Below are 19949 nucleotides of genomic sequence, written 5' to 3' on the forward strand. Positions count from 1 at the left end.
GTCCAAAATTATTGATACTTTGCGCTCCGGTGATCCCATGGAGTTCTAATAATGAAAAAAGTAATACTCAAATCCTCACTCGGCCTCGCTGTCGCTTTCGCATCAACTCAACTCTTCGCCAGCGGTTTTGCCCTCAACGAGCAAAGCATCAGCGGCATGGGCACAGGTTTCGCGGGTCGTTCTTCTTCTGCCGATGACGCCAGCACCGTGTTTGGCAACCCTGCCGGCATGTCCCGCCTCAAACGCGAACAAGTGACCGTCGGCGGCGCGGCCATCATTGCCAAGTCCGACATCAAGGGCAGCGGCACCTTCGGCGGCAGCAACGACGGCGACATGGTCCCCGTGGTTGGCGTACCGATGGGCTACTACGTCAAGCCGATCGATGACCACTGGGCATTCGGCTTCGGGGTCTACGTGCCTTTCGGCCTGATCACCGACTACGAGCACGGCTTTGCCGGCCGCTACTTCGGCAGCAAGAGCGAAGTTCAGGTCGTGACCCTGCAACCGACCATCAGCTACGCCTTCAACGACAAGGTCTCGATCGGTTTCGGCCCGACCATCAACCGTATCGACGGCACCCTGGAGTCCGCCGCGCTGAACCGCGCCACCCCAGGCAGCAACGACGGCAAGGTCAAGATCACCGGTGACGACACCGCCGTCGGCTACAACATCGGCGTGATGGTGCAGGCCACCGACAGAACCCGCGTCGGCCTGACCTACCACTCGATGGTCGACTACAAGCTCAAGGGCGACACCAAGATCAGCGGCCCGGGCTTCGGCCCGTTCAGCGGCAGCAAGTTCGACGCCTCGCTGAAGATCAAGACCCCCGAGTCGGTCGACTTCTCGGTCACCCACGAACTGGATGACAACTGGACCCTGTACGCGGGCAGCACCTGGACCCGCTGGAGCCGCCTGGAGTCCATCGTGGTCAACAACGAGGGCACCGGGCCACTGGCACCGGCACTGGGCCAGATCGCCGAAGAACAGAACTGGCACGACACCTGGGCCCACGCCATCGGCGCTGCCTACAAGCTGAACAAGGAATGGACCCTGCGCGCCGGCTTCTCCGTCGACCAGTCGCCAGCCAACAACCAGAACCGTTCGCCACGCATCCCAACCGGCGACCGCAAGGTGTTCAGCCTGGGGGCAGGCTGGAACCCGAGCGACGACATGACCATCGACGTGGCCTACTCGTACCTGATGGAAGAAGACGTCAAGATTCACCAGAGCACCGCCATCACCGACCCTTCGTTCAAGGGCTCGTACAATGCCAAGTACGAAAACAGTGCACACGGCCTGGGTGCTTCGCTGACCTACCGCTTCTGATCGCTGTTGCATGAAAAAACCGCCTTCCAAAGGCGGTTTTTTTATGCCCGCGCGCGCACGCGCCAGGCCTGCGCCAGGCAGTCCTCCACATACGCCATGAAGGCCCGCACCTTGGGCGTCAGCGCCGAGCGGTCGGCCACGCACAGGTAGATGTCCATGGGCGAGGTCTGTGCATAGGCCTGGTGGGGTTGGGCATATTCGAACAGCGGCACCAGTTGCCCGTTCTCCAGGTAAGGCCGCGCCACGAACTCGGCCAGGCGCACGATCCCACCCCCCATCACCGCCATCTGCGCCAGCACGTCGATGTCATCGCTGATCGACACATCCCCGAACTCGGCATCGAAACGCAGGCCGTCACGCACAAAGCCCCACCGCAGAAAGCGGCCGTCCACCGGGTAACGGAACACCAGGCAGCGATGCCCCTTCAAGGCTTCCGGGGTGCCGGGCCGGCCGGCACGCTCCAGGTAGGCAGGCGCTGCGCAACAGATGAACGGGATCTGGGCAACGTGCCGCGCCAGCAGGCCGTCTTCCAGCTGGGGGGTGATGCGCACACTCACGTCAATCGACTCGCGCGCGTGGTCCACACGCCGGTCGCTCGTAAGCAATTCAATTGAAAGCTGCGGATAGCGCAGGTTGAATGCCGGCATCAGGGGCGCCAGCACATAGCGCGCGAAGGCCGAAGAAGAGGAGATGCACAACCGGCCCTGGGGTTCGCCGTCATCGGCCGTGACGGCCAGCTGCGCCAGCTCCAGATCACGCTCCACATGCCTGACCTTGTCGTAATAGGCGCGACCATTGGGCGTCAACGCCATGCTGCGGGTAGTGCGGGCCAGCAGGCGCACTTGCAGATGGGCTTCCAGGCGCGCGATGTTCTGGCTCACTGCGGCGGCGCTCAAGCCCAGGGTGCGGGCCCCACCGGCGATGCTGCCAGCCTCGACCACCTTGATGAAACTGCGTATCGAGCCCAACAGGTTCACGGCCAAACTCCAGGATTCGTAAGGTTCTCTTTATAAAGACCTAAGCTGGCGTCGTCTACCTCGTACCCTGGCAGCCTGCTAGTCTGGCGCCTCCCCTACCCTCAGGAGCCTGCATGACCAGCCAGACCCGCCCTCGCCCACGCCTGAAACTCGGCGTACGCGCCACCCCCTACGTATTCGCGTTCTACATGTCGTCGATCATGGCGCTGCTGATGTGCTTCGTGATCACCGCCGCCAACAGCGGCGTCGGCGAGCATTACCTGGCCAATGTGCTCAAGGCCTACCAACTGGCCATGCCGGTGGCCTTCGCCTGCGTGCTGGTGGTACGGCCGATCGTGCTCAAGCTGGTGGCCTGGACCGTCCACCCGGGCAAGGCCTGAGCCCGCCTCAGGGCTGCGAGGCGATGGCCTTCTCAATGGCAGCCCTGAACGCCGGGTCGTCCGGCTTGGTCAGGCTGGAGAAGCTGGCCACCACCTTGCCCTGGCGATCGACCACATACTTGTAGAAATTCCACCTGGGCGCATTGCTCTGCCTGGCCAGCTCGCGAAACAGCGGCGTGGCGTCGTCGCCGCGCACCTTCTGTGGCTCGGTCATGGTGAAGGTCACGCCGTAGTTGGCATAGCACACCTTGGCGGTCTTCTCGCTGTCGGCGTCTTCCTGCTTGAAGTCGTTGGACGGCACCCCGAGCATTTCCAGGCCCTGCCCGTGATAAGCCTTGTAGGTGCTCTCGAGCCCTTCGAATTGCGGCGCGAAGCCGCAATAGCTGGCGGTGTTGATCACCACCAGCGGCTTGCCGGCGAAGCGCTCGCACAGGTTCACCTGTTCCTTGGCGCGCAGCTTGGGCAACTCGCCCTGCAGCAAGGCCGGGCAGTCGGCGGCCAGCACGGCCCCCGAACCAGCCAGTATCAATAGCGGTACCAACAGCCAGCGTGCGTACATGGTGCGTCTCCCTTGCCTGAGTGCAGGGGTTCAGCTTACGCCTAGCACACGCCCATGCCCAACTGCATCAGCGCCAGACCACCCTGGTGCCAGCCCCACCACACCAGCGCCAGCATCAGGCCAGCCAGCACCAACGCTACCAGGCGCGCGGTCATGCCGCCTCCGGCCGCGCCTGCAGCCGCGCCACCGGGCGCTCGCGCACCGGCCAGTTGAGCGCGGCAGCCAGCAGGCTGAGCAGGATCGAGATCTGCCACACCAGGTCATAGTTGCCGGTACGGTCGTACACCACACCGCCCAGCCAGCCGCCCAGGAATGCGCCCAACTGATGGAACAGAAAGACGATGCCGCCCAGCATGGACAGGTTGCGCACCCCGAACAGGGTGGCGACGGTGCCGTTGGTCAGCGGCACGGTCGACAGCCACAGCAGGCCCATGGCGATACCGAACAGGTAGGCGCTGAACTGGGTCACCGGCGCCCACAGGAACAGCACGATCACCACCGCCCGCAGCAGGTACAGGGTGGTCAACAGGCGCGGCTTGGACATGCGCCCGCCCAGCCAGCCGGCGGTGTAGGTGCCGACGATATTGAACAGACCGACCAGTGCCAGCACCGTGGTGCCGATGGTGGCCGGCAGGTGCTGGTCGACCAGGTAGGCCGGCAGGTGCACGCCGATGAACACCACCTGGAAACCGCACACGAAAAAGCCCAGCGCCAGCAACCAGAAGCCCGAGTGCGAACAGGCTTCGCGCAGCGCCTGCATCAGGGTCTGTTCGTGCCCCTGGCTGGGCAGCGGGTTATCGCGCAGCATGCCCACCAGCGGCACGATGAAGGCCACCAGCAGGCCCAGCACCAGCAATGCCGCCGACCAGCCCAGCCAGCCGATCAGGCCCAGGGTGCCAGGCAGCATCGCGAACTGGCCGAAGGAGCCTGCGGCGCTGGCGATGCCCATGGCCATGCTGCGCTTGTCTGCCGGCACGGCACGCCCTACCACACCCAGGATCACCGAGAACGAGGTGCCCGACAGGCCGATGCCGATCAGCAGCCCGGCACTGAGCGACAGTGACCACGCCGAGTCCGCCATGCCCATCATCACCAGCCCCACGGCGTAGAGAATGCCGCCGATGATCACCACCTTGGCCGCGCCCAGGCGATCGGCCAGGGCACCGGCAAACGGCTGGGCCAGGCCCCAGATCAGGTTCTGCAAGGCGATGGCGAAGGCGAACACTTCGCGCCCCCAGCCGAATTCGGCGCTCATCGGCGCCAGGAACAGGCCGAAGCCATGCCGCACCCCCAGCGACAATGCCAGGATCAGCGCCGCCCCCAACAGCACCCAACCGCTCGTGCGCCATACCGATGTCATTCTTGTTCTCCCAGACCGCCGCAAGGTTACACGGGTATATACCCGCTTATTGGTGTAATACGCTCAAGCCAACTGTTCCAACAGGCGCACCAGTTCATCGCGCTGCCCTTCGCCAAGGTTGCTCACCAGGGCATCCTGGGCCTGCTCCCAGGCAGGCGTGGCGGCCACCAGGCGCGCCAGGCCCTTCTCCGTCAGCAGTACGATGCGGTTGCGCAAGTCGACACCTTCGGCCAACGCCACCAGGCCGTCGGCTTCCAGCACCCGCACGTTGCGACCCAGCGTGCTGCGATCCAGGCCCATGGACTCGGCCAGCACCGAGATGCTGGGCTGATCGAGGCGCTGCAGATGCCGCAGCAGGGAAAACTGGGCGACATTGATGCCGAAGCCCACAAGGGCTTCGTCATAGTGCCGGCTGACCCCACGGGCGGCCCGGCGCAGATGAGTACAGATGCAATGGCTCTTCAACATAGATGCGTGTATATACCCGTAGTTATCAGGATGCAAGCGTTCAGTGGGGTGCGCCATTGAGGGCAAGGCGTTTTCGAATCGGTTCCAACAGGCTGGAGGGCGTGCGCTTGAGCGGGTCCGGCAGGCCCTTTTCGATCGCCTGCCAATAAGCCCACGGCACTTTGGCGCTGCCCAGCTCGTAGTCCATCCCGTCCCAACTGTCTTCGCGAAAGCTGTAGAAGGCCCAGTGCACCTGCTGGCGATCGAGGGTGCCCAGTACATCCTCCAGATAGGCGGTACAGCCTGCCCAGCGGCGCATGCAGCCGAACTCGCCGGCCACCAGGCGATTGGCCGGCACCGCGTGCCTGCCGGCCCAGTCCAGCGGGCGCTGCAGATACTGCTGCACCCGGGCCTTGTTCCATTGCGCAACGCTGCCGCCAAAGGGCGCGGGCCCAGGGTAGGCATAGGGCGTGGCGCGCTCCAGGTTGGGCGCGCTGGTGGCCGCGTAGGGTTCGTACATGTGAAAGCTGTAGAGCAGGCGCTGGTCGTCGAGCGCGCCAGGCCAGTACTCGAAGGCATCGGCCGCGGCGTACCAGCCGGCATCGAGCATGATCGGGGTGAGTGGATCGACTTCGCGTATCGCCGCCACCAACTGGCGATACAGCGCCGGCAGGTCGCGGGTGCTGCCCTGCTGCTGTCGGTACCAGGCGCGCATCTGCTCGGCGCTGGCGTGCTCGGCCAGGCCGCCGAGTTTCTCGGGCGCCGGTTCGTTGATCAGGTTGTAGGCCGCCACCGCCGGATGGTCCTTGAGCGCCCGCGCCAGGTCACGCCAGAAGTCGGCGGCCTGGGCCCAGTAGGCCTTGTCCTGCCAGAGCCGGTCATCGAACTGGCCGGCGTTGTTCTGTGCCCAGCGCATGCCGGGCAGTGAGAGGGGCGTGATAACGACCTTGAGGCCTGCGGCGTGCGCGCGGTCCAGGGTGGCCTTTAGCGTGGCAAGGTCGGCGGCCGGCAGCCCTTGGTAGGTATCGGCATTACCGAGCAGAAAATCACGCTGCGCCGCTTGCCACTTGTCATAGGACAACCGCACCCAGCTCGCCCCGTAGCCGTGCAGCGCCACGAAATAGGCCTGGTCGGGCGGCAGGCGGTTGAAGCTGTTGCCGCCATGGCGCGGCGTGTTCCAGAAGTCGATCAGGTCGGCGGCGTGGGCCGGCAGGGACGAACAGGCGATAAGGCAGGCCAGCAGCTGGTTGCGCATCGGGGCACCCCGCAAAGACAGAGGAACGTAAGGCTAGCGCTTGCGAAGGCTGACAACGTGCTGCATTCAGTTGCAAAACACTACAGATTCATGACCGCAGCGAAGAGCTCCTGACAGCCCCTTCAGAGTGCCAGGCTTACCACCACCGCCAGCTCCAGCAGCTCCAGCAACGCCCCTGCTGTATCCCCGGTGGTGCCCCCCAGGCGCTTGAGCATCACCTGGCGCAGCAGCGCGAACACCAGCAGCGCCACGCCCACGGCCAGGATACCGTTCCATCCCGCCAGCACCAGGCACCCCAAACCGGTCGCCAGCAACACGGCCTTGGCTTCGCCACGCGGCAGATGCTCGGCCAGCGCCTGTCCCAGGCCGCCTGCGCGCACATACGGCGTGCACAGGAACAACCCCAGCATCGCCGCCCGCCCCAGTACCGGTGCCAGTAGCAGGGCCACCGCCTGCCCGCTGTCGACCAGCGCGAGCAACGCGCAGAACTTGAGCAGCAGCACCAGTACCAGCGTCACCACCGCAATCGGCCCGCTGCGCGGGTCCTTCATGATCGTCAGGGTGCGTTCGCGATCGCCGAACCCGCCCAGCCAGGCATCGGCGCTGTCGGCCAGGCCATCCAGGTGCAACGCACCGCTCAACCACACCCAGATGCACAGCAGCAGGGCCGCCTGCAGCATCGGCGGGCTGCCCGCCAGCAGCGCGCTGGCCGCCCACAGCACCCCGCCGAACAACAGCCCCACCAGCGGGTAGCACAGCAGGGAGCGCCCCATCTGCTCGGGCGCGGGCATGCCCGCCAGGCGCACCGGCAGGCTGCTGAGAAACTGCAGGGCAATCCAGAACGCCTGCATCAGGCGATTTCCGCGAAACGACCGTCGGCCGCGCAATGCAGACGGTGCACCGCGCCGTGCCCGACCACCACCTGCAGCAGCTGCTCGCGCGGCAGGCCGCGGGCACGGGCCAGCAGCAGGCGCATCACGCCGCCGTGGGTCACCAGCAGCACGCGCTCGCCGGCGTGGGCCTGGTACGCCCGCGCCATGGCCGCCAGCACCCGCTCGGCAAACGCCGTGACCGGCTCGCCATCCGGCGGCGTGAAGGCATAAGGGTCGGCCCAGAACAGCCCCAGGCCCTGTTCGTCGGTAAGCATGAGGTCGGCGGTGCTGCGCCCCTCCCAGTCGCCGAAGTGCAGCTCCTGCAGGCCGGCCTCCAGTTGCATGGGCACGCGCACCTGATCGGCAAGTTCTTCGGCGAATCGCGCGCAGCGCTGCAGCGGCGAGCTGATGATCCGCGTCCACGGCCCGCCCTCGACCACAGCCGCACGCATCTGCGCCCAGCCAAGTTCGGTCAGCGCGTCGTCCAGGCTGCCGCGCAGCCCACCGCCCAGTTCGGTTTCACCATGACGCAGCAGGTCGACGATCATGTATCGCGGTCCGCCACCGCCGCCTCGGCGAAGGTCGCCATCTGCCCGTGCAGGTCGCAGGCCATGCGCAGCAGCGGTACCGCCAGCGCCGCCCCGCTGCCCTCGCCCAGGCGCAGGCCCAGCTCCAGCAGCGGTTGCGCCTGCAACGCTTCGAGCACCCGCTGGTGCCCGGGCTCTGCGCCGCGATGACCGAACAGCAGCCAGGCCCGGCAACCGGGGTTGATGCGCGTTGCAACCAGCGCCGCCACGGTGCAGATAAAACCGTCCACCAGCACCACGATGCCTTGCTGCGCGCACGCCAGGTACGCCCCCACCAGCGCGGCAATCTCGAAGCCGCCAAAGCACAACAGCTGCTCCAATGGGTCGTCGGCCAGCGCCGCGTGGGTGAGCAGCGCGCGTTCGATCACGCGGGTCTTGTGTTCGACACCGGCAGCATTCAGGCCAGTGCCGGGGCCGGTCAGCTCGCCAGGGGCGCATTTGAGCAATGCACTGGCCACCGCACTGGCAGAGGCCGTGTTGCCGATGCCCATTTCGCCGCCGATGAACAGTTGCGCCCCGGCATCACGCGCACGCAAGGCGCTCTCGCGCCCGGCCTGCAGCGCCAGGCGCCCCTGCTCGGTGGTCATTGCCGGCACCTGGGCGAAGTTGGCGGTGCCCGCCCCGATGCGCAGATGGCGTACACCGGCAAGTTCCAGGGTCAGGTCGACCGTCCCCAGGTCGACCACCTCCAGCTGCGCACCCAACTGGCGGGCCAGCACGCTGATGGCTGCGCCGCCGCCGACGAAGTTCTGCAGCATCTGCCGCGTGACCACCTGCGGATAGGCCGAAACCCCCTCGGCCACCACGCCGTGATCGCCCGCGAAAATCGCGATCCATACCTGCCGCACGCCAGGCTTGAGCTTGCCCTGCAAGCCGGCCAGCTCCACCGCAACCAGCTCCAGCCGGCCCAGTGAGCCGGCTGGCTTGGTCAGCTCGCGCTGGCGCTCCAGCGCCTGTTCGCGCACAGCCAGGTTGATCGGCTGACACGCGTTCTGCCACCAGTTTTGACTCATGTTCAGGCTCCCTTGAGCGTAAGTGGCAGGCCGGCAACGGTCAGCACCACGTGCTGGCAACGTTCGGCAATGGCCTGATGCAGCCAGCCGGCTTCATCGACGTAACGACGGGTCAGCTCGCCCATGGGCACCACGCCCAGGCCGGTCTCGTTGCTGACCAGGATGATTTCACCCGGCAACTGCGCCAGGCAGTCCAGCAGTGCATCGCGCTCGGCGGCCAGGCGCTCGGGGTCTTCGAGCATCAGCAGGTTGGTCAGCCACAGGGTCAGGCAGTCCACCAGCAGGCAACGCTCGGGCGCGGCGGTTTCGCGCAGCACCTGCGCCAGCGCCAGCGGCTCCTCGATCAGCGCCCACTCGGCAGGGCGACGCGCACGGTGCAGTTGCACGCGGGCATTCATTTCACCGTCCAGCGGCTCGCTGGTGGCGATATAGGTCACCGCCAGCGCGCTGTCGACGGCATATTGTTCGGCCAGGCGGCTCTTGCCCGAACGGGCGCCGCCAAGAATCAGCTTGAGCATGTCAGTCCAGCCCGCAGAGTTGACGAAGCCGGGCGCCGTCCAGGTGCGTGTCCACCAGGTCGGCCAGGCGTTCGATGTCCAGTTCACGCAGAGCATGGTAGTCCACCTGCTGCACATCGTTCAGGCCAGCCCAGCGCAGCAGCGCCGTGCACGAATGCGGCGACTCGAACAGGCCGTGCAGGTAGGTGGCCAGGATCTGCCCGTCGGCGCTGACCGCGCCATCGCTGCGACCGTCGGCCAACTGTACGGCGGGCTGCGCCAGCGCCGGCCCGCGGGTGACCCCGGCATGGATCTCGTAGCCACTGACGGGCGCCTGCTCCAGGTTCAGCGTACCGCTGACATTGCGCAGCTGCTTCTCGGCCTCCAGCTGCGTGCTGTAGTCCAGCCAGCCCAGCCCCGCGCTGCTGCCGGCGGCGCCTTCCAGGCCCAGTGGGTCTTGCACGTGGGTCCCGAGCATCTGCAGGCCACCACAGATGCCCAGCAGTTTGCCGCCGTAGCGCAGGTGGCGGGTTATCGCCTCTTCCCAGCCGCGCTCGCGCAGGTGCGCCAGGTCGCTGCGTACGCTCTTGGAGCCCGGCAGGATGATCAGGTCGGCCGGCGGTATCGCGTCGCCCGGCCCGATGAACTGCAGATCCACCTGCGGATGCAGGCGCAGCGGGTCGAAGTCGGTATGGTTGCTGATGCGCGGCAGCACCGGCACGATCACCTTGAGCACCTGCGCGGCTTTCTGGCCCTGGCGCCGGTCCAGGCCATCCTCGGCCTCCAGATGCAGGTCCAGCACATACGGCAGCACGCCCAGCACCGGCTTGCCGGTACGCGCCTCGAGCCAGTCCAGGCCGGGCTGCAGCAGGGCGATGTCGCCACGAAAGCGGTTGATCACGAAGCCCTTGACCCGCGCCTGCTCGCTGGGCGACAGCAGCTCCAGGGTGCCGACCAGGTGTGCGAACACCCCGCCGCGGTTGATATCGGCGATCAGGATCACCGGGCAGTCGACCGCCTCGGCAAACCCCATGTTGGCGATGTCCCCGGCCCGCAGGTTGATTTCGGCCGGCGAGCCCGCGCCCTCCACCATCACCACCGGGTAGGCGTCGCTCAGGCGCTGGTGCGAGGCCAGTACCGCCTGCATGGCGATGGCCTTGTAGTCGTGATAGGCCACCGCGTTCATGCTGGTGACCGCGCGGCCATGCACGATCACCTGGGCTCCGGTCTCGCTGTTGGGCTTGAGCAGTACCGGGTTCATGTCGGTGTGCGGCGCCAGCCCGGCGGCCTGGGCCTGCACCGCCTGGGCACGGCCGATTTCGCCGCCGTCGGCCGTCACCGCACTGTTGAGTGCCATGTTCTGCGGCTTGAACGGCACGACACCCACGCCCTGGCGCGCCAGCCAGCGGCACAGCGCGGTCACCAGGGTGCTCTTGCCGGCATCGGAGGTGGTGCCTTGCACCATCAGGGTGGTCATGGGTGTTCCTTGCGGTAGTCGTCCAGCGCCTGGACCAGGCGCTGCCAATCGGTGTCGGTGGCCGGCAGGCCGAAACGCAGGCTGCCCAGGTGCTCGAACAGGCGCAGCAGGATGCCGCGCCGCGCCATGAACTGGTGCAAATGCGCGGCGTGGGCAAGCTCCAGGTACTGGAACAGGTCGCAGCCGCCGGCCGGCGTGAAGCCGGCAGCATCGAGTACCTGCGCCAGGCGTGTGCTGGCCTCGGCGCAGCGGGTGATCTGGCGCTGCTGGGCGCCATGGTCGAGCAGGCAGGCCTGGCCCAGCACCCGCGTGGGCCCGGCGATCGACCAGGGCCCCAGTTGTTCGGCCAGCAGCTGCAGCAGTTGGCGTTCGGCCAGCACGAAGCCCAGGCGTACACCGGCCAGGCCGAAGAACTTGCCGAACGAGCGCAGCACGATCAGCCCGTTGCGCCAGGTTTCGGCGGCGATGCTGTGTTGCGGGGTGTTGTCCATGAACGCTTCATCCACCACCAGCCAGCCACCGCGCTGGGCCAGGCGGGCGTGCCAGCCCAGCAGGCGCTCGGCGCTCAACAGGCGCCCGGTGGGGTTGTTGGGGTTGACCACCACCAGCACATCGAGGCTGTCGAGAAAGAACTCCACCTCGGCCTCGCCGACTTCACGCACGCGGTGCCCGGCGCGCCGCCAGCCCTCGGCATGTTCGGCGTAGCACGGCGACAGCACACCGACCTTGCCACTGCGACGCAAGCGCGGCAGGGCCTGGATGGCGGCCTGGGACCCGGCCACCGGCAGCAGTTGCGGCACGCCGTAGTACTCGCGGGCCGCCTGCTCCAGGCCATCGTCGGTTTCGGGCAGGCGTGCCCAGGCGCGCAACGGGATCTCGGGGATCGCGAAGGGCCACGGCGCGATGCCGCTGGACAGGTCGACCCAGTCCTGCACCGCGATGCCGTACTCCAGCACCGCCCGTTGCAAACGACCACCGTGCTCAAGCATAGAATTGCGCCCCCACGCACAACAGCAGCAACCACAACCACACGCCCTTGCACACCAGGTGCCAACCACGCTTGATGGCGTCGGCATCGGCCGGCGGGCCTTCGCCCAGTTGCGGGCGCTGGTGCAGCTCGCCGTGGTACACCGCCGCGCCGCCCAGCTCGACACCCAGCGCACCGGCGCCAGCTGCCATCACCGGGCCGGCGTTGGGGCTGTCCCACAACGGCGCCTGGCGACGCCAGCAGCTCAGTGCCAGGCGCGTCCTGCCCAGCACCGCGTAGGTCAGGGCCACCAGCCGCGCCGGAATATAGTTGAGCAAATCGTCGATGCGCGCTGCGGCCCAGCCAAAGCGCTCGAAGCGCTCGTTGCGATAGCCCCACATGGCATCCAGGGTATTGCTCAGGCGATACAGCACCACACCTGGCGCCCCCGCCACCACGAACCAGAACAGGGCGGCGAACACTGCATCGCTACCGTTCTCCAGTACCGATTCGGTGGCGGCACGCGCCACGGCGGTGTCATCCAGTTCGCCGGTTTCACGGCTGACCAGGTAGCCCACGCGGCGGCGCGCTTCGTCCAGGTCGCCGCCACGCAGCGCCTCGGCCACGGGCCGTACATGTTCGCCAAGGCTGCGCAGGCCCAGCGCGCAATACACCGCCAGTATCTCCACCAGCCAGCCGATGTAGGGCAGCCACGACAGCACAGTCACCAGCAGGGTCAGGGGCACCACCGCCAGAAACCACGCGGTGACGCCATGGCTGCGCCAGCCACGACCGCCGGCATTGAAGCGTTGTTCCAGGCGTCCGGCATAACGGCCGAACGCGACCAGCGGGTGCGCACGCCGGGGCTCGCCCAGCAAGGCATCCAGCGCCACCCCGGCCACACTCAGCAAGGCCACACTCATCAACGCTCTCCCCAATGGTTTTCGTAGAGCATCTCGCTCAATGGCCGCTCGCGGGCCCAGCCTTCGAGCACCAGCATGGGCGCCTCGTAGAACGCCTCGACCGGGCCCAGGCACAGTACCGCCAGCGGTTTGGCACCGGCCGGCATGCCCAGCAGGTCGGCCAGTGCCTGCGGTTCGAACAGCGACACCCAGCCCATGCCCAGGCCCTCGGCACGGGCCGCCAGCCACAGGTTCTGGATGGCGCACGACAGCGAGGCCAGGTCCATTTCCGGCAAGGTGCGACGGCCGAAGATGTGCGCCTCGCGCCCGTCCATCAGCGCCGCCACCAGCACCTCGGCGCAATCGTTGATGCCCTCGACCTTGAGCCGCATGAAATCGTCAGAACGCTGCCCCAGTGCCTCGGCGGTGCGCACCCGCTCCTGCTCCACCAGCGCCTGGATCTGCTGGCGCAGCTCGCGACGGGTGATGCGGATGAAACGCCAGGGCTGCATCAGACCCACGCTCGGGGCCTGGTGCGCCGCCTGCAGCAGGCGTGCCAGCAGCTCGGGGGCCACCTCGCCGCCGCTGAAATGGCGCATGTCGCGACGTTCGCCGATGGCGCGGTAGACCGCCGCGCGCTCGGCGTCGTTGAAGGCCTGGTCGCTCATGGTGCCAGCAGCGCCGCCAGCGCAGACGGGTTGGACGGGAAGTAGAAATGCACATACGAGGCCGTCAGCCGGCCGCAACGGTACACCGCCTCGGCGCCGCGCCCGCCGTTGGGGCTTTGCCCGCGGGCGATGGGTTCGAGCGCGGTGCTGGTCAGCGAATGGTGATAGGTATGCCCGCGCAGGGTGCCCTCGGGCAGCTCTACCGCTTGCAGGGCCAGGGCCGCCAGGCGCTTCTGCATCACCGCCTCGCCCGGCAGCAGGCCGGCCAGTTCGGCCCGTTCGCCGGCCACATCGGTCAGTGCATCGAGCAGGTAGAGCATGCCGCCGCATTCGGCCAGCAAGGGCTTGCCGGCCTGGTGATGGGCCCGGATCGCCGCCAGCATCGGCGTGTTGGCAGCCAGCGCATGGTGGTGCAGCTCAGGGTAGCCGCCGGGCAGGTACAGGCTGTCGCAGTCTGGCAGCAGGCGGTCGTGGATCGGCGAGAAGAAGCTCAGCTGTGCGCCCATCTCGCGCAACAGGTCCAGGCTGGCGCCATAGGTGAATGCGAAGGCTTCGTCGCGCGCCACGCCGATCCGCACGCCGGCCAGCAGTGGCTCGATGCTGCGCGGCTGCGGCGCATCGAAGGCCACCGCCGGCGGCAGGGCCGACTCGCAGCTGTCGCCCAGGGCGTTGGCGGCGGCGTCCAGGCGCAGGTCCAGGTCGGTCAGTTCACTGGCCTGCACCAGGCCCAGGTGACGGCTGGGCAGTTCGATGCCGGTTTCCCGCGACAGCCCGCCGTACCAGCGCAGGCCTTCGGTCAGGCTGCCTTCGAGCAGTTGCGCGTGACGCAGCGAGCCCACCCGGTTGGCCAGCACGCCGGCAAACGGCAGGTCGGGCTGGTAGCGCGCCAGGCCCAGGGCCAGCGCGCCGAAGGTCTGGGCCATGGCCGTGCCGTCGATCACCGCCAGCACCGGCACGCCGAAATGCCGCGCCAGGTCGGCGCTGGACGGCGTACCGTCGAACAGCCCCATCACCCCTTCGATCAGGATCAGGTCGGCGTCGGCGGCGGCTTCCCACAGCAGGCGCCGGCTTTCCTCGGCACCGACCATCCACAGGTCCAGCTGGTACACCGGTGCGCCACTGGCGCGCTCCAGAATCATCGGGTCGAGAAAGTCCGGGCCACACTTGAACACCCGGACCTTGCGCCCCTGGTTGCGGTGCAGGCGCGCCAGTGCGGCCGTCACCGTGGTCTTGCCCTGGCCAGATGCAGGTGCCGCGATCAGCACCGCCGGGCAATGACGGGTTTGCCTCATAGTTCCACGCCCTTCTGGGCGCGAATGCCAGCCTGGAAGGCGTGCTTGACCATGCCCATCTCGGTCACGGTGTCGGCCAGCTCGATCATCTCGGGCTTGGCGCCGCGGCCGGTGACGATCACATGCTGCATCGGTGGGCGTGCCTGCAGGTCGCCGAGCACCTGGTCGAGGTCGAGGTAGCCGTGCTTGAGGGCGATGTTGAGCTCATCGAGCACTACAAAACCGATGGCCGGGTCCTGCAGCAACTGGCGCGAAACCGCCCAGGCAGCCTCGGCGGCGGCGATGTCGCGCTGGCGGTCCTGGGTTTCCCAGGTAAAGCCCTCGCCCATCACGTGGTAGCGCACCTGTTCGGGGAAGCGGCGGAAGAACAGCTCCTCGCCGGTGCTGTTGCGGCCCTTGATGAACTGCACCACGCCGCATTGCATGCCGTGGCCCAGGGCCCGCGCCAGCATGCCGAAGGCCGAGCTGCTCTTGCCCTTGCCGTTGCCGCTGAGTACCAGCAGCAGGCCGCATTCGTTGGGCGAGTTGGCAATGCGTTCGTCGATTACCGCTTTTTTGCGCAGCATGCGCGCCAGATGGCGTTCGTCGCGATCGGTGGTGTCGGTCATCGGAGGCTCCGTGGGCAACTGGCGCGCACAGGGACCGGGGGGGGATCGAGTCGGCGCGACAGCAGGTTGGCGATGGCACACGGAAAACGCGCAGGCCCTGCCACTGGCCGGGAGAACCGCGCATCACCCTCCGTGATGCCGTTGATCTGTGACAGGCCGGTCTCCGGGCTCATGGGCGGGTCTGATCGACCCGGATCGCGCGCGCCTTCCCGGGCTGTTGCACCCAGTGGCCCTGCGCGATCCCGACTCATTTACCGTTGCGGGGGCAGCGCCGGAATCGCACGTTGCACGTGCCCACCGGCTTCCCTGTTTCACCCTGCCGGCATCTTGGCCGCAGAGCACCTGAAACAAGTCGCGAAGGTTAGAGGGTTGGGCCATGAGCGTCAATCAAAGGCGCTGCGAAGCGGTCTGGATCAATGGCATTTATGTCATCTTGTGTCACACTCACTGCAGTGATATCACATAGCCATTATCCGCACCTCTCCGATCCACAATAACAATGGAGCACGGCATGCAAGGTCTGATCATCAACAACCCGCGTCTGGAGTTCCTGCGCCCCGCCCTGGAACGTTGGGCCGAGTGCCTGGAGCGCTACAACCAGACCCTGGGCGACAGCGACGCCCCCTACTGGCAAGGCGTGCAAAGCAACCTTGGCGTGCTGAGCGCGGCGGCCTGGCAGGCGGAGCTGGTGACCTTGCAGGGTGCGCAGACCAAGAAGCAGCGCGACGAAGGCGAGCGTGCGGCGCACTGCGACCTGGTGATCGCCAGCAAGGAAGAGACCGCCTACCTGCAAGCCACCCAGCGCTGGCCACGGGTCGGCAAGCTCGACCTCACCGATGCCCTGCAGGAGAGCGTCGCCCAGGCTCGCCTGGTGGGCTATGCCAGCCAGCTCAAGGTCGCCGCGCTGTTCGTCAGCCCGTACAAGGCCGGGCAACACGCCAGCCCCGAAGAGCTTCAGGACCTGGTCGACGACCTGCAAAAGCACAATGCATGCGCCATCGCCTGGGTGTTCCCCTATGGCTACCGCAAGCTGCACGACGACGTGGGCCGCTACCACCCCGGCATCGCGCTGCTGCTCAAGCAGGCCTGAGCCCCTGCCGAGGGAACCTCGCCGACGTGCCCGCCTCTACCTTACTGGACACGGCCAACTTCGCGAGGGACACCGATCATGGGCAACATGCGCATTGCTGTACTGCTGGCACTCACCACCGGGCTGGTGGCCTGCGGCGAGAACGCCCGCCTGGACGTCACCGATGGCACCGGCCCGTCGCCGCGCCTGCCCGAACCGAACAAGACCCTGATCCCCACGGTAAACATCGCGCCGGCCATCGGCTGGCCGAAGGGCGGCAAACCCAAGGCTGCGGCAGGCACCCAGGTGGTGGCCTTCGCCGACAAGCTCGACCACCCGCGCTGGCTGTACGTGCTGCCCAACGGCGACGTGCTGGTGGCCGAGACCAACGCGCCGCCCAAGCCCGATGACGGCAAGGGCATCAAGGGCTGGGTGATGGGCAAGGTGATGGGCCGCGCCGGCGCCGGAGTGCCCAGCCCCAACCGCATCACCCTGCTGCGTGACAGCGACAAGGACGGCGTGGCCGACACCCGCACCACCTTCATCGAGGGGCTGAACTCGCCGTTCGGCATGGCCCTGGTGGGCAACGACTTCTATGTGGCCGACACCGATCGGCTGTTGCGCTTCACCTACGAGCCAGGCGCCACCCGCCTGCAGGGCAGCGGCACCAAGGTGGTCGACCTGCCGGGCGGCACGCTCAACCACCACTGGACCAAGAACGTGATCGCCAGCCCCGACGGCAAGAAGCTGTACGTGACCGCGGGCTCCAACAGCAACGTGGCCGAGAACGGCATGGAGCAGGAGAAAGGCCGCGCCGCGATCTGGGAGGTCGACCCGGCCACCGGCAGCCAGCGCCTGTTCGCCACCGGCCTGCGCAACCCCAACGGCCTGGCCTGGGAACCCCATAGCCAGCAGCTGTGGACGGCGGTGAACGAACGTGACGAGATCGGCAGCGACCTGGTGCCGGACTACATCACGTCGGTGAAGGACGGCGCCTTCTATGGCTGGCCCTACAGCTATTACGGGCAGCATGTGGATGAACGCGTACAACCGCAGGATGCGAAACTGGTGGCCAGCGCGATTGCGCCGGACTATGCGGTGGGGCCGCACACCGCCTCGCTGGGGCTGGCGTTTACCGTGCCGAACGCCTTGCCGGCGCCGTTCGACCAAGGCGCGTTCATCGGCCAGCACGGTTCATGGAACCGCAAGCCGCACAGTGGCTACAAGGTGATCTTCGTGCCGTTCAGCACGGCGGGCAAACCGTCGGGCAAACCCATCGATCTGCTGACCGGGTTTCTCGACGAGGACGGCAAGGCCATGGGGCGCCCGGTCGGCGTGGTGAACGATCAGCGTGGCGGGGTGCTGGTGGCCGACGACGTGGGCAATGTGATCTGGCGGGTGAGCAAGGCGCAGTAGCACTGCGCTGACGTGTTCGCCGGCAAGGTCGACTCCTGCTGGAGCCGGCTTTGCAGGCCACGCTGTCAGGGATTGCGCGCCAGGTGCGCCGGCTGCAGCACGCGCTTGGCGTTGAGGTAGGCCTTCTGCCAGTAGCTGTTGGACAGGTAGTCCAGGCGCACCGTACCGCCCGTTGACGGTGCATGCACGAAACGCCCCTCACCCACGTAGATACCGGCATGGCTTACCTGGGTGCCGCCATTGGTGGCGAAGAACACCAAGTCGCCCGACTGCAACGCACCCTTGTCGATGTCCGGGGCACGAATGCCGATCATCTCGCGGGTCGAGCGCGGCAGGGCGATACCCGCCGCGTCCCGGTACACGTAGCCAATCAGCCCGCTGCAATCGAACCCCGAGTCCGGGGTATTGCCGCCCCAGCGGTAAGGCGTGCCCACCAGGCCCAGGGCCCGGAACAGCACATCCTCGGCCACTGGCGAGAAATACACCTGGGGCGCCATCACCTTCGGTTCGACCACCTGAGGTTTCTGCGGGGCATGGCTGGAGCAGGCACCCAGCAGGGCAGCCAGGGAAAGTACAGCAACGCGCGCGAGTATCGACATAGTCAGAACATCCTGTCTGAAGCCGCCCGACCCCAAGTCGGAAATAGGTGAGAAACTAGATTAGACGTTTTCTGTAAACACGCACGGCGGCGAGCTTTTCAGCTACGCCGCCGTGCGGGACATCACGCGCAGACTCAGTTACGCGACAGGGTAGTCGGTGCCATGGCCAGCGCGCGCTTGGCTTCGATGAAGGTCTTGCTCCAGTAGCGGTCACCGAGATTGTCGATGCGCACGCCACCGCTGCGGCGGCTGCTGGAGTGGATGAACTGATCGTCGCCCAGATAGATGCCGGCGTGGCTGACGCGGCCGCGACCATTGGTGCTGAAGAACAGCAGGTCGCCTGGCTTGAGCTTGTTGCGCGCAACCAGCGGGGCTTTCACGTTGATCATTTCGCGGGTGGAGCGCGGCAGGTTCATGCCGGCCTCTTCGCGGAACAGGTAGCCGATGAAGCCGCTGCAGTCGAAGCCGGACTTCTCCGAGGTGCCGCCGAAACGGTAGCGGGTACCGATCAGGGACATGCCACGTTCGAGAATGTTGTCGGCCAGGGCTGGCAGTTCGTAGGGCTTGGTGCTGGAGGAGAACGCTTCCAGGTCCTGCTCGGTGGCCAGCTCTTCTTCGAACACCGACGCGGCGGTGGAAGGCTTGGCGGCAGCCTGGGCAGCAACTGGAGCGGGAGCCTGCTGGTGGGTGACGGGACCGGTGGTCGCGCAGCCGAACAGCAAGGTCACAAGTGCGAGGGGCACGAGGGGTGCGAAGCGATTTAGCATGGGCACGACCGTGGCTTGAATTTGATGAAGCCGAGACTATGCCTTCTATCGGATCGATTTGCAAATTCAATCGAAAAAAATGTGACTTTTATGTGCCGAGGCTCTGGGCCGGCCCTACCAGCCCAATGTCTCTTTCAAAAACGGGATGGTCAGCTTGCGCTGCGCCTGCAGTGAAGCCTGGTCGAGGCGTTCGAGCAGGTCGAACAGTGCGCTCATGCTGCGCGTGCCTCGGGTCAGGATGAAATGCCCGACTTCGTCGGTGAGATGCAGGCCCCGGCGCGAGGCGCGCAATTGCAGGGCACGCAGCTTGTCTTCATCCGACAGGGCGCGCATCTGGAAGATCAGCGCCAGGGTCAGGCGCGACTTCAGGTCGGCCAGCTTGATCGGCAATTCCCGGGGGGAGCTGGACGCTGCCAGCAGCAAGCGGCGGCCGCTGTCGCGCAGGCGGTTGAACAGGTGGAACATGGCCTCTTCCCAGTCCGGCTTGCCGGCAATCACATGCAGGTCGTCCAGGCACACCAGTTCGTACTGTTCCAGGTTGTCGAGCAGTTCCACGCCGCGATCGAGCAGTTGCGCCAGAGGCAGGTACACCGCAGGCTCGCCCAGTTGCTCGAAGCGCAGGCACGCGGCCTGCAGCAGGTGGGTGCGCCCTACGCCCTGCTTGCCCCACAGGTAGATCAGGCTTTCGGTCCAGCCGGCGTCGGCTTCGCAGAGTCGCTCGACGTAGCCCAATGCGGCGGCGTTGGCACCCGGATAGTAGTTGATGAAGGTGGCGTCATCACGCAGACGCACACCCAGGGGCAACTGGATCGGTTTCATGCTGGCTGGGCAGTCCCGAGGAACCGCAAGGGGCCTTTGGTGAAAAGTCCGCAAAGTCTATACCCGTGACGCCAACCGCACAATGCGTTAGC

At 66.7% G+C, this 19949-nt stretch carries 22 protein-coding genes and 1 riboswitch; of the genes, 4 read left to right on the forward strand and 18 right to left on the reverse strand.

What is annotated here, in order from left to right; all coding sequences use genetic code 11:
• The first annotated feature begins 51 nt into the window (after positions 1 to 51).
• Entirely contained in the window at positions 52 to 1326 is a 1275-nt protein-coding gene (locus LOY33_RS19020) for an OmpP1/FadL family transporter (RefSeq protein WP_043862525.1), read from the forward strand.
• Positions 1327 to 1367: 41 nt separating this feature from the next.
• On the opposite strand, the gene LOY33_RS19025 is transcribed toward LOY33_RS19020, so the two are convergent.
• The gene (locus LOY33_RS19025; RefSeq protein WP_054914683.1) at positions 1368 to 2303 is read right to left on the reverse strand and encodes a LysR family transcriptional regulator; all 936 of its coding nucleotides are present in this window, start codon (positions 2301 to 2303) and stop codon (positions 1368 to 1370) included.
• A gap of 113 nt (positions 2304 to 2416) precedes the next feature.
• On the opposite strand from LOY33_RS19025, the gene LOY33_RS19030 reads away from it, so the two are divergent.
• Positions 2417 to 2683: a DUF2798 domain-containing protein gene (locus tag LOY33_RS19030; RefSeq protein ID WP_043862527.1), complete on the forward strand. Its 267-nt coding sequence runs from the start codon at positions 2417 to 2419 to the stop codon at positions 2681 to 2683.
• A gap of 7 nt (positions 2684 to 2690) precedes the next feature.
• On the opposite strand, the gene LOY33_RS19035 is transcribed toward LOY33_RS19030, so the two are convergent.
• From LOY33_RS19035 to cobO, 14 genes are all read right to left on the reverse strand, one after another.
• On the reverse strand, positions 2691 to 3242 hold the full coding sequence (locus LOY33_RS19035; protein WP_043862528.1) for a glutathione peroxidase: 552 nt from the start codon (positions 3240 to 3242) through the stop codon (positions 2691 to 2693).
• Positions 3243 to 3393: 151 nt separating this feature from the next.
• Positions 3394 to 4602, reverse strand: a complete 1209-nt coding sequence (locus LOY33_RS19040; protein WP_043862529.1) for an MFS transporter — start codon at positions 4600 to 4602, stop codon at positions 3394 to 3396.
• 63 nt (positions 4603 to 4665) lie between these two features.
• The gene (locus LOY33_RS19045) at positions 4666 to 5070 is read right to left on the reverse strand and encodes a MarR family winged helix-turn-helix transcriptional regulator (protein WP_043862530.1); all 405 of its coding nucleotides are present in this window, start codon (positions 5068 to 5070) and stop codon (positions 4666 to 4668) included.
• A gap of 40 nt (positions 5071 to 5110) precedes the next feature.
• A complete protein-coding gene (locus LOY33_RS19050) occupies positions 5111 to 6304 on the reverse strand; it encodes a glycoside hydrolase family 5 protein (RefSeq protein ID WP_258659662.1) in 1194 nt (397 codons plus the stop codon).
• Between the two features lie 122 nt (positions 6305 to 6426).
• Entirely contained in the window at positions 6427 to 7155 is a 729-nt protein-coding gene (locus tag LOY33_RS19055; RefSeq protein ID WP_258659665.1) for an adenosylcobinamide-GDP ribazoletransferase, read from the reverse strand.
• Complete coding sequence (cobC, locus tag LOY33_RS19060) at positions 7155 to 7724, reverse strand: alpha-ribazole phosphatase family protein (protein WP_258659666.1); 570 nt, start codon at positions 7722 to 7724, stop codon at positions 7155 to 7157. Before cobC ends, LOY33_RS19055 begins: the two co-directional genes overlap by 1 nt.
• Complete coding sequence (cobT, locus tag LOY33_RS19065; protein WP_258659668.1) at positions 7721 to 8776, reverse strand: nicotinate-nucleotide--dimethylbenzimidazole phosphoribosyltransferase; 1056 nt, start codon at positions 8774 to 8776, stop codon at positions 7721 to 7723. Before cobT ends, cobC begins: the two co-directional genes overlap by 4 nt.
• A gap of 2 nt (positions 8777 to 8778) precedes the next feature.
• Positions 8779 to 9294 (reverse strand): bifunctional adenosylcobinamide kinase/adenosylcobinamide-phosphate guanylyltransferase, encoded by a 516-nt coding sequence (gene cobU / locus LOY33_RS19070; protein WP_043862535.1) that lies wholly within the window; start codon positions 9292 to 9294, stop codon positions 8779 to 8781.
• 1 nt (position 9295) lies between these two features.
• On the reverse strand, positions 9296 to 10750 hold the full coding sequence (locus LOY33_RS19075; protein WP_258659673.1) for a cobyric acid synthase: 1455 nt from the start codon (positions 10748 to 10750) through the stop codon (positions 9296 to 9298).
• Positions 10747 to 11739 (reverse strand): threonine-phosphate decarboxylase CobD, encoded by a 993-nt coding sequence (gene cobD / locus LOY33_RS19080; protein ID WP_258659677.1) that lies wholly within the window; start codon positions 11737 to 11739, stop codon positions 10747 to 10749. The genes LOY33_RS19075 and cobD overlap by 4 nt, the downstream gene beginning before the upstream one ends.
• On the reverse strand, positions 11732 to 12640 hold the full coding sequence (gene cbiB / locus LOY33_RS19085; RefSeq protein WP_258659680.1) for an adenosylcobinamide-phosphate synthase CbiB: 909 nt from the start codon (positions 12638 to 12640) through the stop codon (positions 11732 to 11734). Before cbiB ends, cobD begins: the two co-directional genes overlap by 8 nt.
• A complete protein-coding gene (gene bluB / locus LOY33_RS19090; RefSeq protein ID WP_043862539.1) occupies positions 12640 to 13287 on the reverse strand; it encodes a 5,6-dimethylbenzimidazole synthase in 648 nt (215 codons plus the stop codon). The genes cbiB and bluB overlap by 1 nt, the downstream gene beginning before the upstream one ends.
• Positions 13284 to 14579, reverse strand: a complete 1296-nt coding sequence (locus LOY33_RS19095) for a cobyrinate a,c-diamide synthase (RefSeq protein ID WP_043862540.1) — start codon at positions 14577 to 14579, stop codon at positions 13284 to 13286. The genes bluB and LOY33_RS19095 overlap by 4 nt, the downstream gene beginning before the upstream one ends.
• On the reverse strand, positions 14576 to 15187 hold the full coding sequence (cobO, locus tag LOY33_RS19100; protein ID WP_054914693.1) for a cob(I)yrinic acid a,c-diamide adenosyltransferase: 612 nt from the start codon (positions 15185 to 15187) through the stop codon (positions 14576 to 14578). The genes LOY33_RS19095 and cobO overlap by 4 nt, the downstream gene beginning before the upstream one ends.
• A 136-nt stretch (positions 15188 to 15323) precedes the next feature.
• A riboswitch (cobalamin riboswitch) is annotated at positions 15324 to 15548 on the reverse strand.
• 150 nt (positions 15549 to 15698) lie between these two features.
• Here cobO and LOY33_RS19105 point away from each other — a divergent pair.
• On the forward strand, positions 15699 to 16277 hold the full coding sequence (locus tag LOY33_RS19105; protein ID WP_058541005.1) for a hypothetical protein: 579 nt from the start codon (positions 15699 to 15701) through the stop codon (positions 16275 to 16277).
• A 78-nt stretch (positions 16278 to 16355) separates the two neighbouring features.
• Positions 16356 to 17672 carry a sorbosone dehydrogenase family protein gene (locus LOY33_RS19110; RefSeq protein WP_258659687.1) on the forward strand — a complete coding sequence of 439 codons (1317 nt, stop codon included), beginning with the start codon at positions 16356 to 16358 and terminating at the stop codon, positions 17670 to 17672.
• A 65-nt stretch (positions 17673 to 17737) separates the two neighbouring features.
• Here the strand turns inward: LOY33_RS19110 and LOY33_RS19115 are convergent, their stop codons facing one another.
• The 3 genes from LOY33_RS19115 to hda form a co-directional block, all read right to left on the reverse strand.
• A complete protein-coding gene (locus tag LOY33_RS19115) occupies positions 17738 to 18271 on the reverse strand; it encodes a C40 family peptidase (protein ID WP_213606142.1) in 534 nt (177 codons plus the stop codon).
• 134 nt (positions 18272 to 18405) lie between these two features.
• Positions 18406 to 19038 (reverse strand): C40 family peptidase, encoded by a 633-nt coding sequence (locus LOY33_RS19120; RefSeq protein ID WP_043862545.1) that lies wholly within the window; start codon positions 19036 to 19038, stop codon positions 18406 to 18408.
• Positions 19039 to 19152: 114 nt separating this feature from the next.
• Positions 19153 to 19857, reverse strand: coding sequence for a DnaA regulatory inactivator Hda (gene hda / locus LOY33_RS19125; protein ID WP_043862546.1), 705 nt, complete (start codon positions 19855 to 19857; stop codon positions 19153 to 19155).
• Positions 19858 to 19949 lie beyond the last annotated feature (92 nt).

It is taken from the genome of Pseudomonas sp. B21-036 (assembly GCF_024748925.1).
Classification (GTDB): domain Bacteria; phylum Pseudomonadota; class Gammaproteobacteria; order Pseudomonadales; family Pseudomonadaceae; genus Aquipseudomonas; species Aquipseudomonas palmensis.

Excerpts from the sequence above, each read along its gene's own strand:
- LOY33_RS19020 (WP_043862525.1), top strand. The coding sequence starts at position 52 with ATGAAAAAAGTAATACTCAAATCCTCACTCGGCCTCGCTGTCGCTTTC.
- LOY33_RS19030 (WP_043862527.1), top strand. The coding sequence starts at position 2,417 with ATGACCAGCCAGACCCGCCCTCGCCCACGCCTGAAACTCGGCGTACGC.
- LOY33_RS19035 (WP_043862528.1), bottom strand. The coding sequence starts at position 3,242 with ATGTACGCACGCTGGCTGTTGGTACCGCTATTGATACTGGCTGGTTCG.
- LOY33_RS19040 (WP_043862529.1), bottom strand. The coding sequence starts at position 4,602 with ATGACATCGGTATGGCGCACGAGCGGTTGGGTGCTGTTGGGGGCGGCG.
- LOY33_RS19045 (WP_043862530.1), bottom strand. The coding sequence starts at position 5,070 with ATGTTGAAGAGCCATTGCATCTGTACTCATCTGCGCCGGGCCGCCCGT.
- LOY33_RS19050 (WP_258659662.1), bottom strand. The coding sequence starts at position 6,304 with ATGCGCAACCAGCTGCTGGCCTGCCTTATCGCCTGTTCGTCCCTGCCG.
- LOY33_RS19055 (WP_258659665.1), bottom strand. The coding sequence starts at position 7,155 with ATGCAGGCGTTCTGGATTGCCCTGCAGTTTCTCAGCAGCCTGCCGGTG.
- cobC (WP_258659666.1), bottom strand. The coding sequence starts at position 7,724 with ATGATCGTCGACCTGCTGCGTCATGGTGAAACCGAACTGGGCGGTGGG.
- cobT (WP_258659668.1), bottom strand. The coding sequence starts at position 8,776 with ATGAGTCAAAACTGGTGGCAGAACGCGTGTCAGCCGATCAACCTGGCT.
- cobU (WP_043862535.1), bottom strand. The coding sequence starts at position 9,294 with ATGCTCAAGCTGATTCTTGGCGGCGCCCGTTCGGGCAAGAGCCGCCTG.
- LOY33_RS19075 (WP_258659673.1), bottom strand. The coding sequence starts at position 10,750 with ATGACCACCCTGATGGTGCAAGGCACCACCTCCGATGCCGGCAAGAGC.
- cobD (WP_258659677.1), bottom strand. The coding sequence starts at position 11,739 with ATGCTTGAGCACGGTGGTCGTTTGCAACGGGCGGTGCTGGAGTACGGC.
- cbiB (WP_258659680.1), bottom strand. The coding sequence starts at position 12,640 with ATGAGTGTGGCCTTGCTGAGTGTGGCCGGGGTGGCGCTGGATGCCTTG.
- bluB (WP_043862539.1), bottom strand. The coding sequence starts at position 13,287 with ATGAGCGACCAGGCCTTCAACGACGCCGAGCGCGCGGCGGTCTACCGC.
- LOY33_RS19095 (WP_043862540.1), bottom strand. The coding sequence starts at position 14,579 with ATGAGGCAAACCCGTCATTGCCCGGCGGTGCTGATCGCGGCACCTGCA.
- cobO (WP_054914693.1), bottom strand. The coding sequence starts at position 15,187 with ATGACCGACACCACCGATCGCGACGAACGCCATCTGGCGCGCATGCTG.
- LOY33_RS19105 (WP_058541005.1), top strand. The coding sequence starts at position 15,699 with ATGCAAGGTCTGATCATCAACAACCCGCGTCTGGAGTTCCTGCGCCCC.
- LOY33_RS19110 (WP_258659687.1), top strand. The coding sequence starts at position 16,356 with ATGGGCAACATGCGCATTGCTGTACTGCTGGCACTCACCACCGGGCTG.
- LOY33_RS19115 (WP_213606142.1), bottom strand. The coding sequence starts at position 18,271 with ATGTCGATACTCGCGCGCGTTGCTGTACTTTCCCTGGCTGCCCTGCTG.
- LOY33_RS19120 (WP_043862545.1), bottom strand. The coding sequence starts at position 19,038 with ATGCTAAATCGCTTCGCACCCCTCGTGCCCCTCGCACTTGTGACCTTG.
- hda (WP_043862546.1), bottom strand. The coding sequence starts at position 19,857 with ATGAAACCGATCCAGTTGCCCCTGGGTGTGCGTCTGCGTGATGACGCC.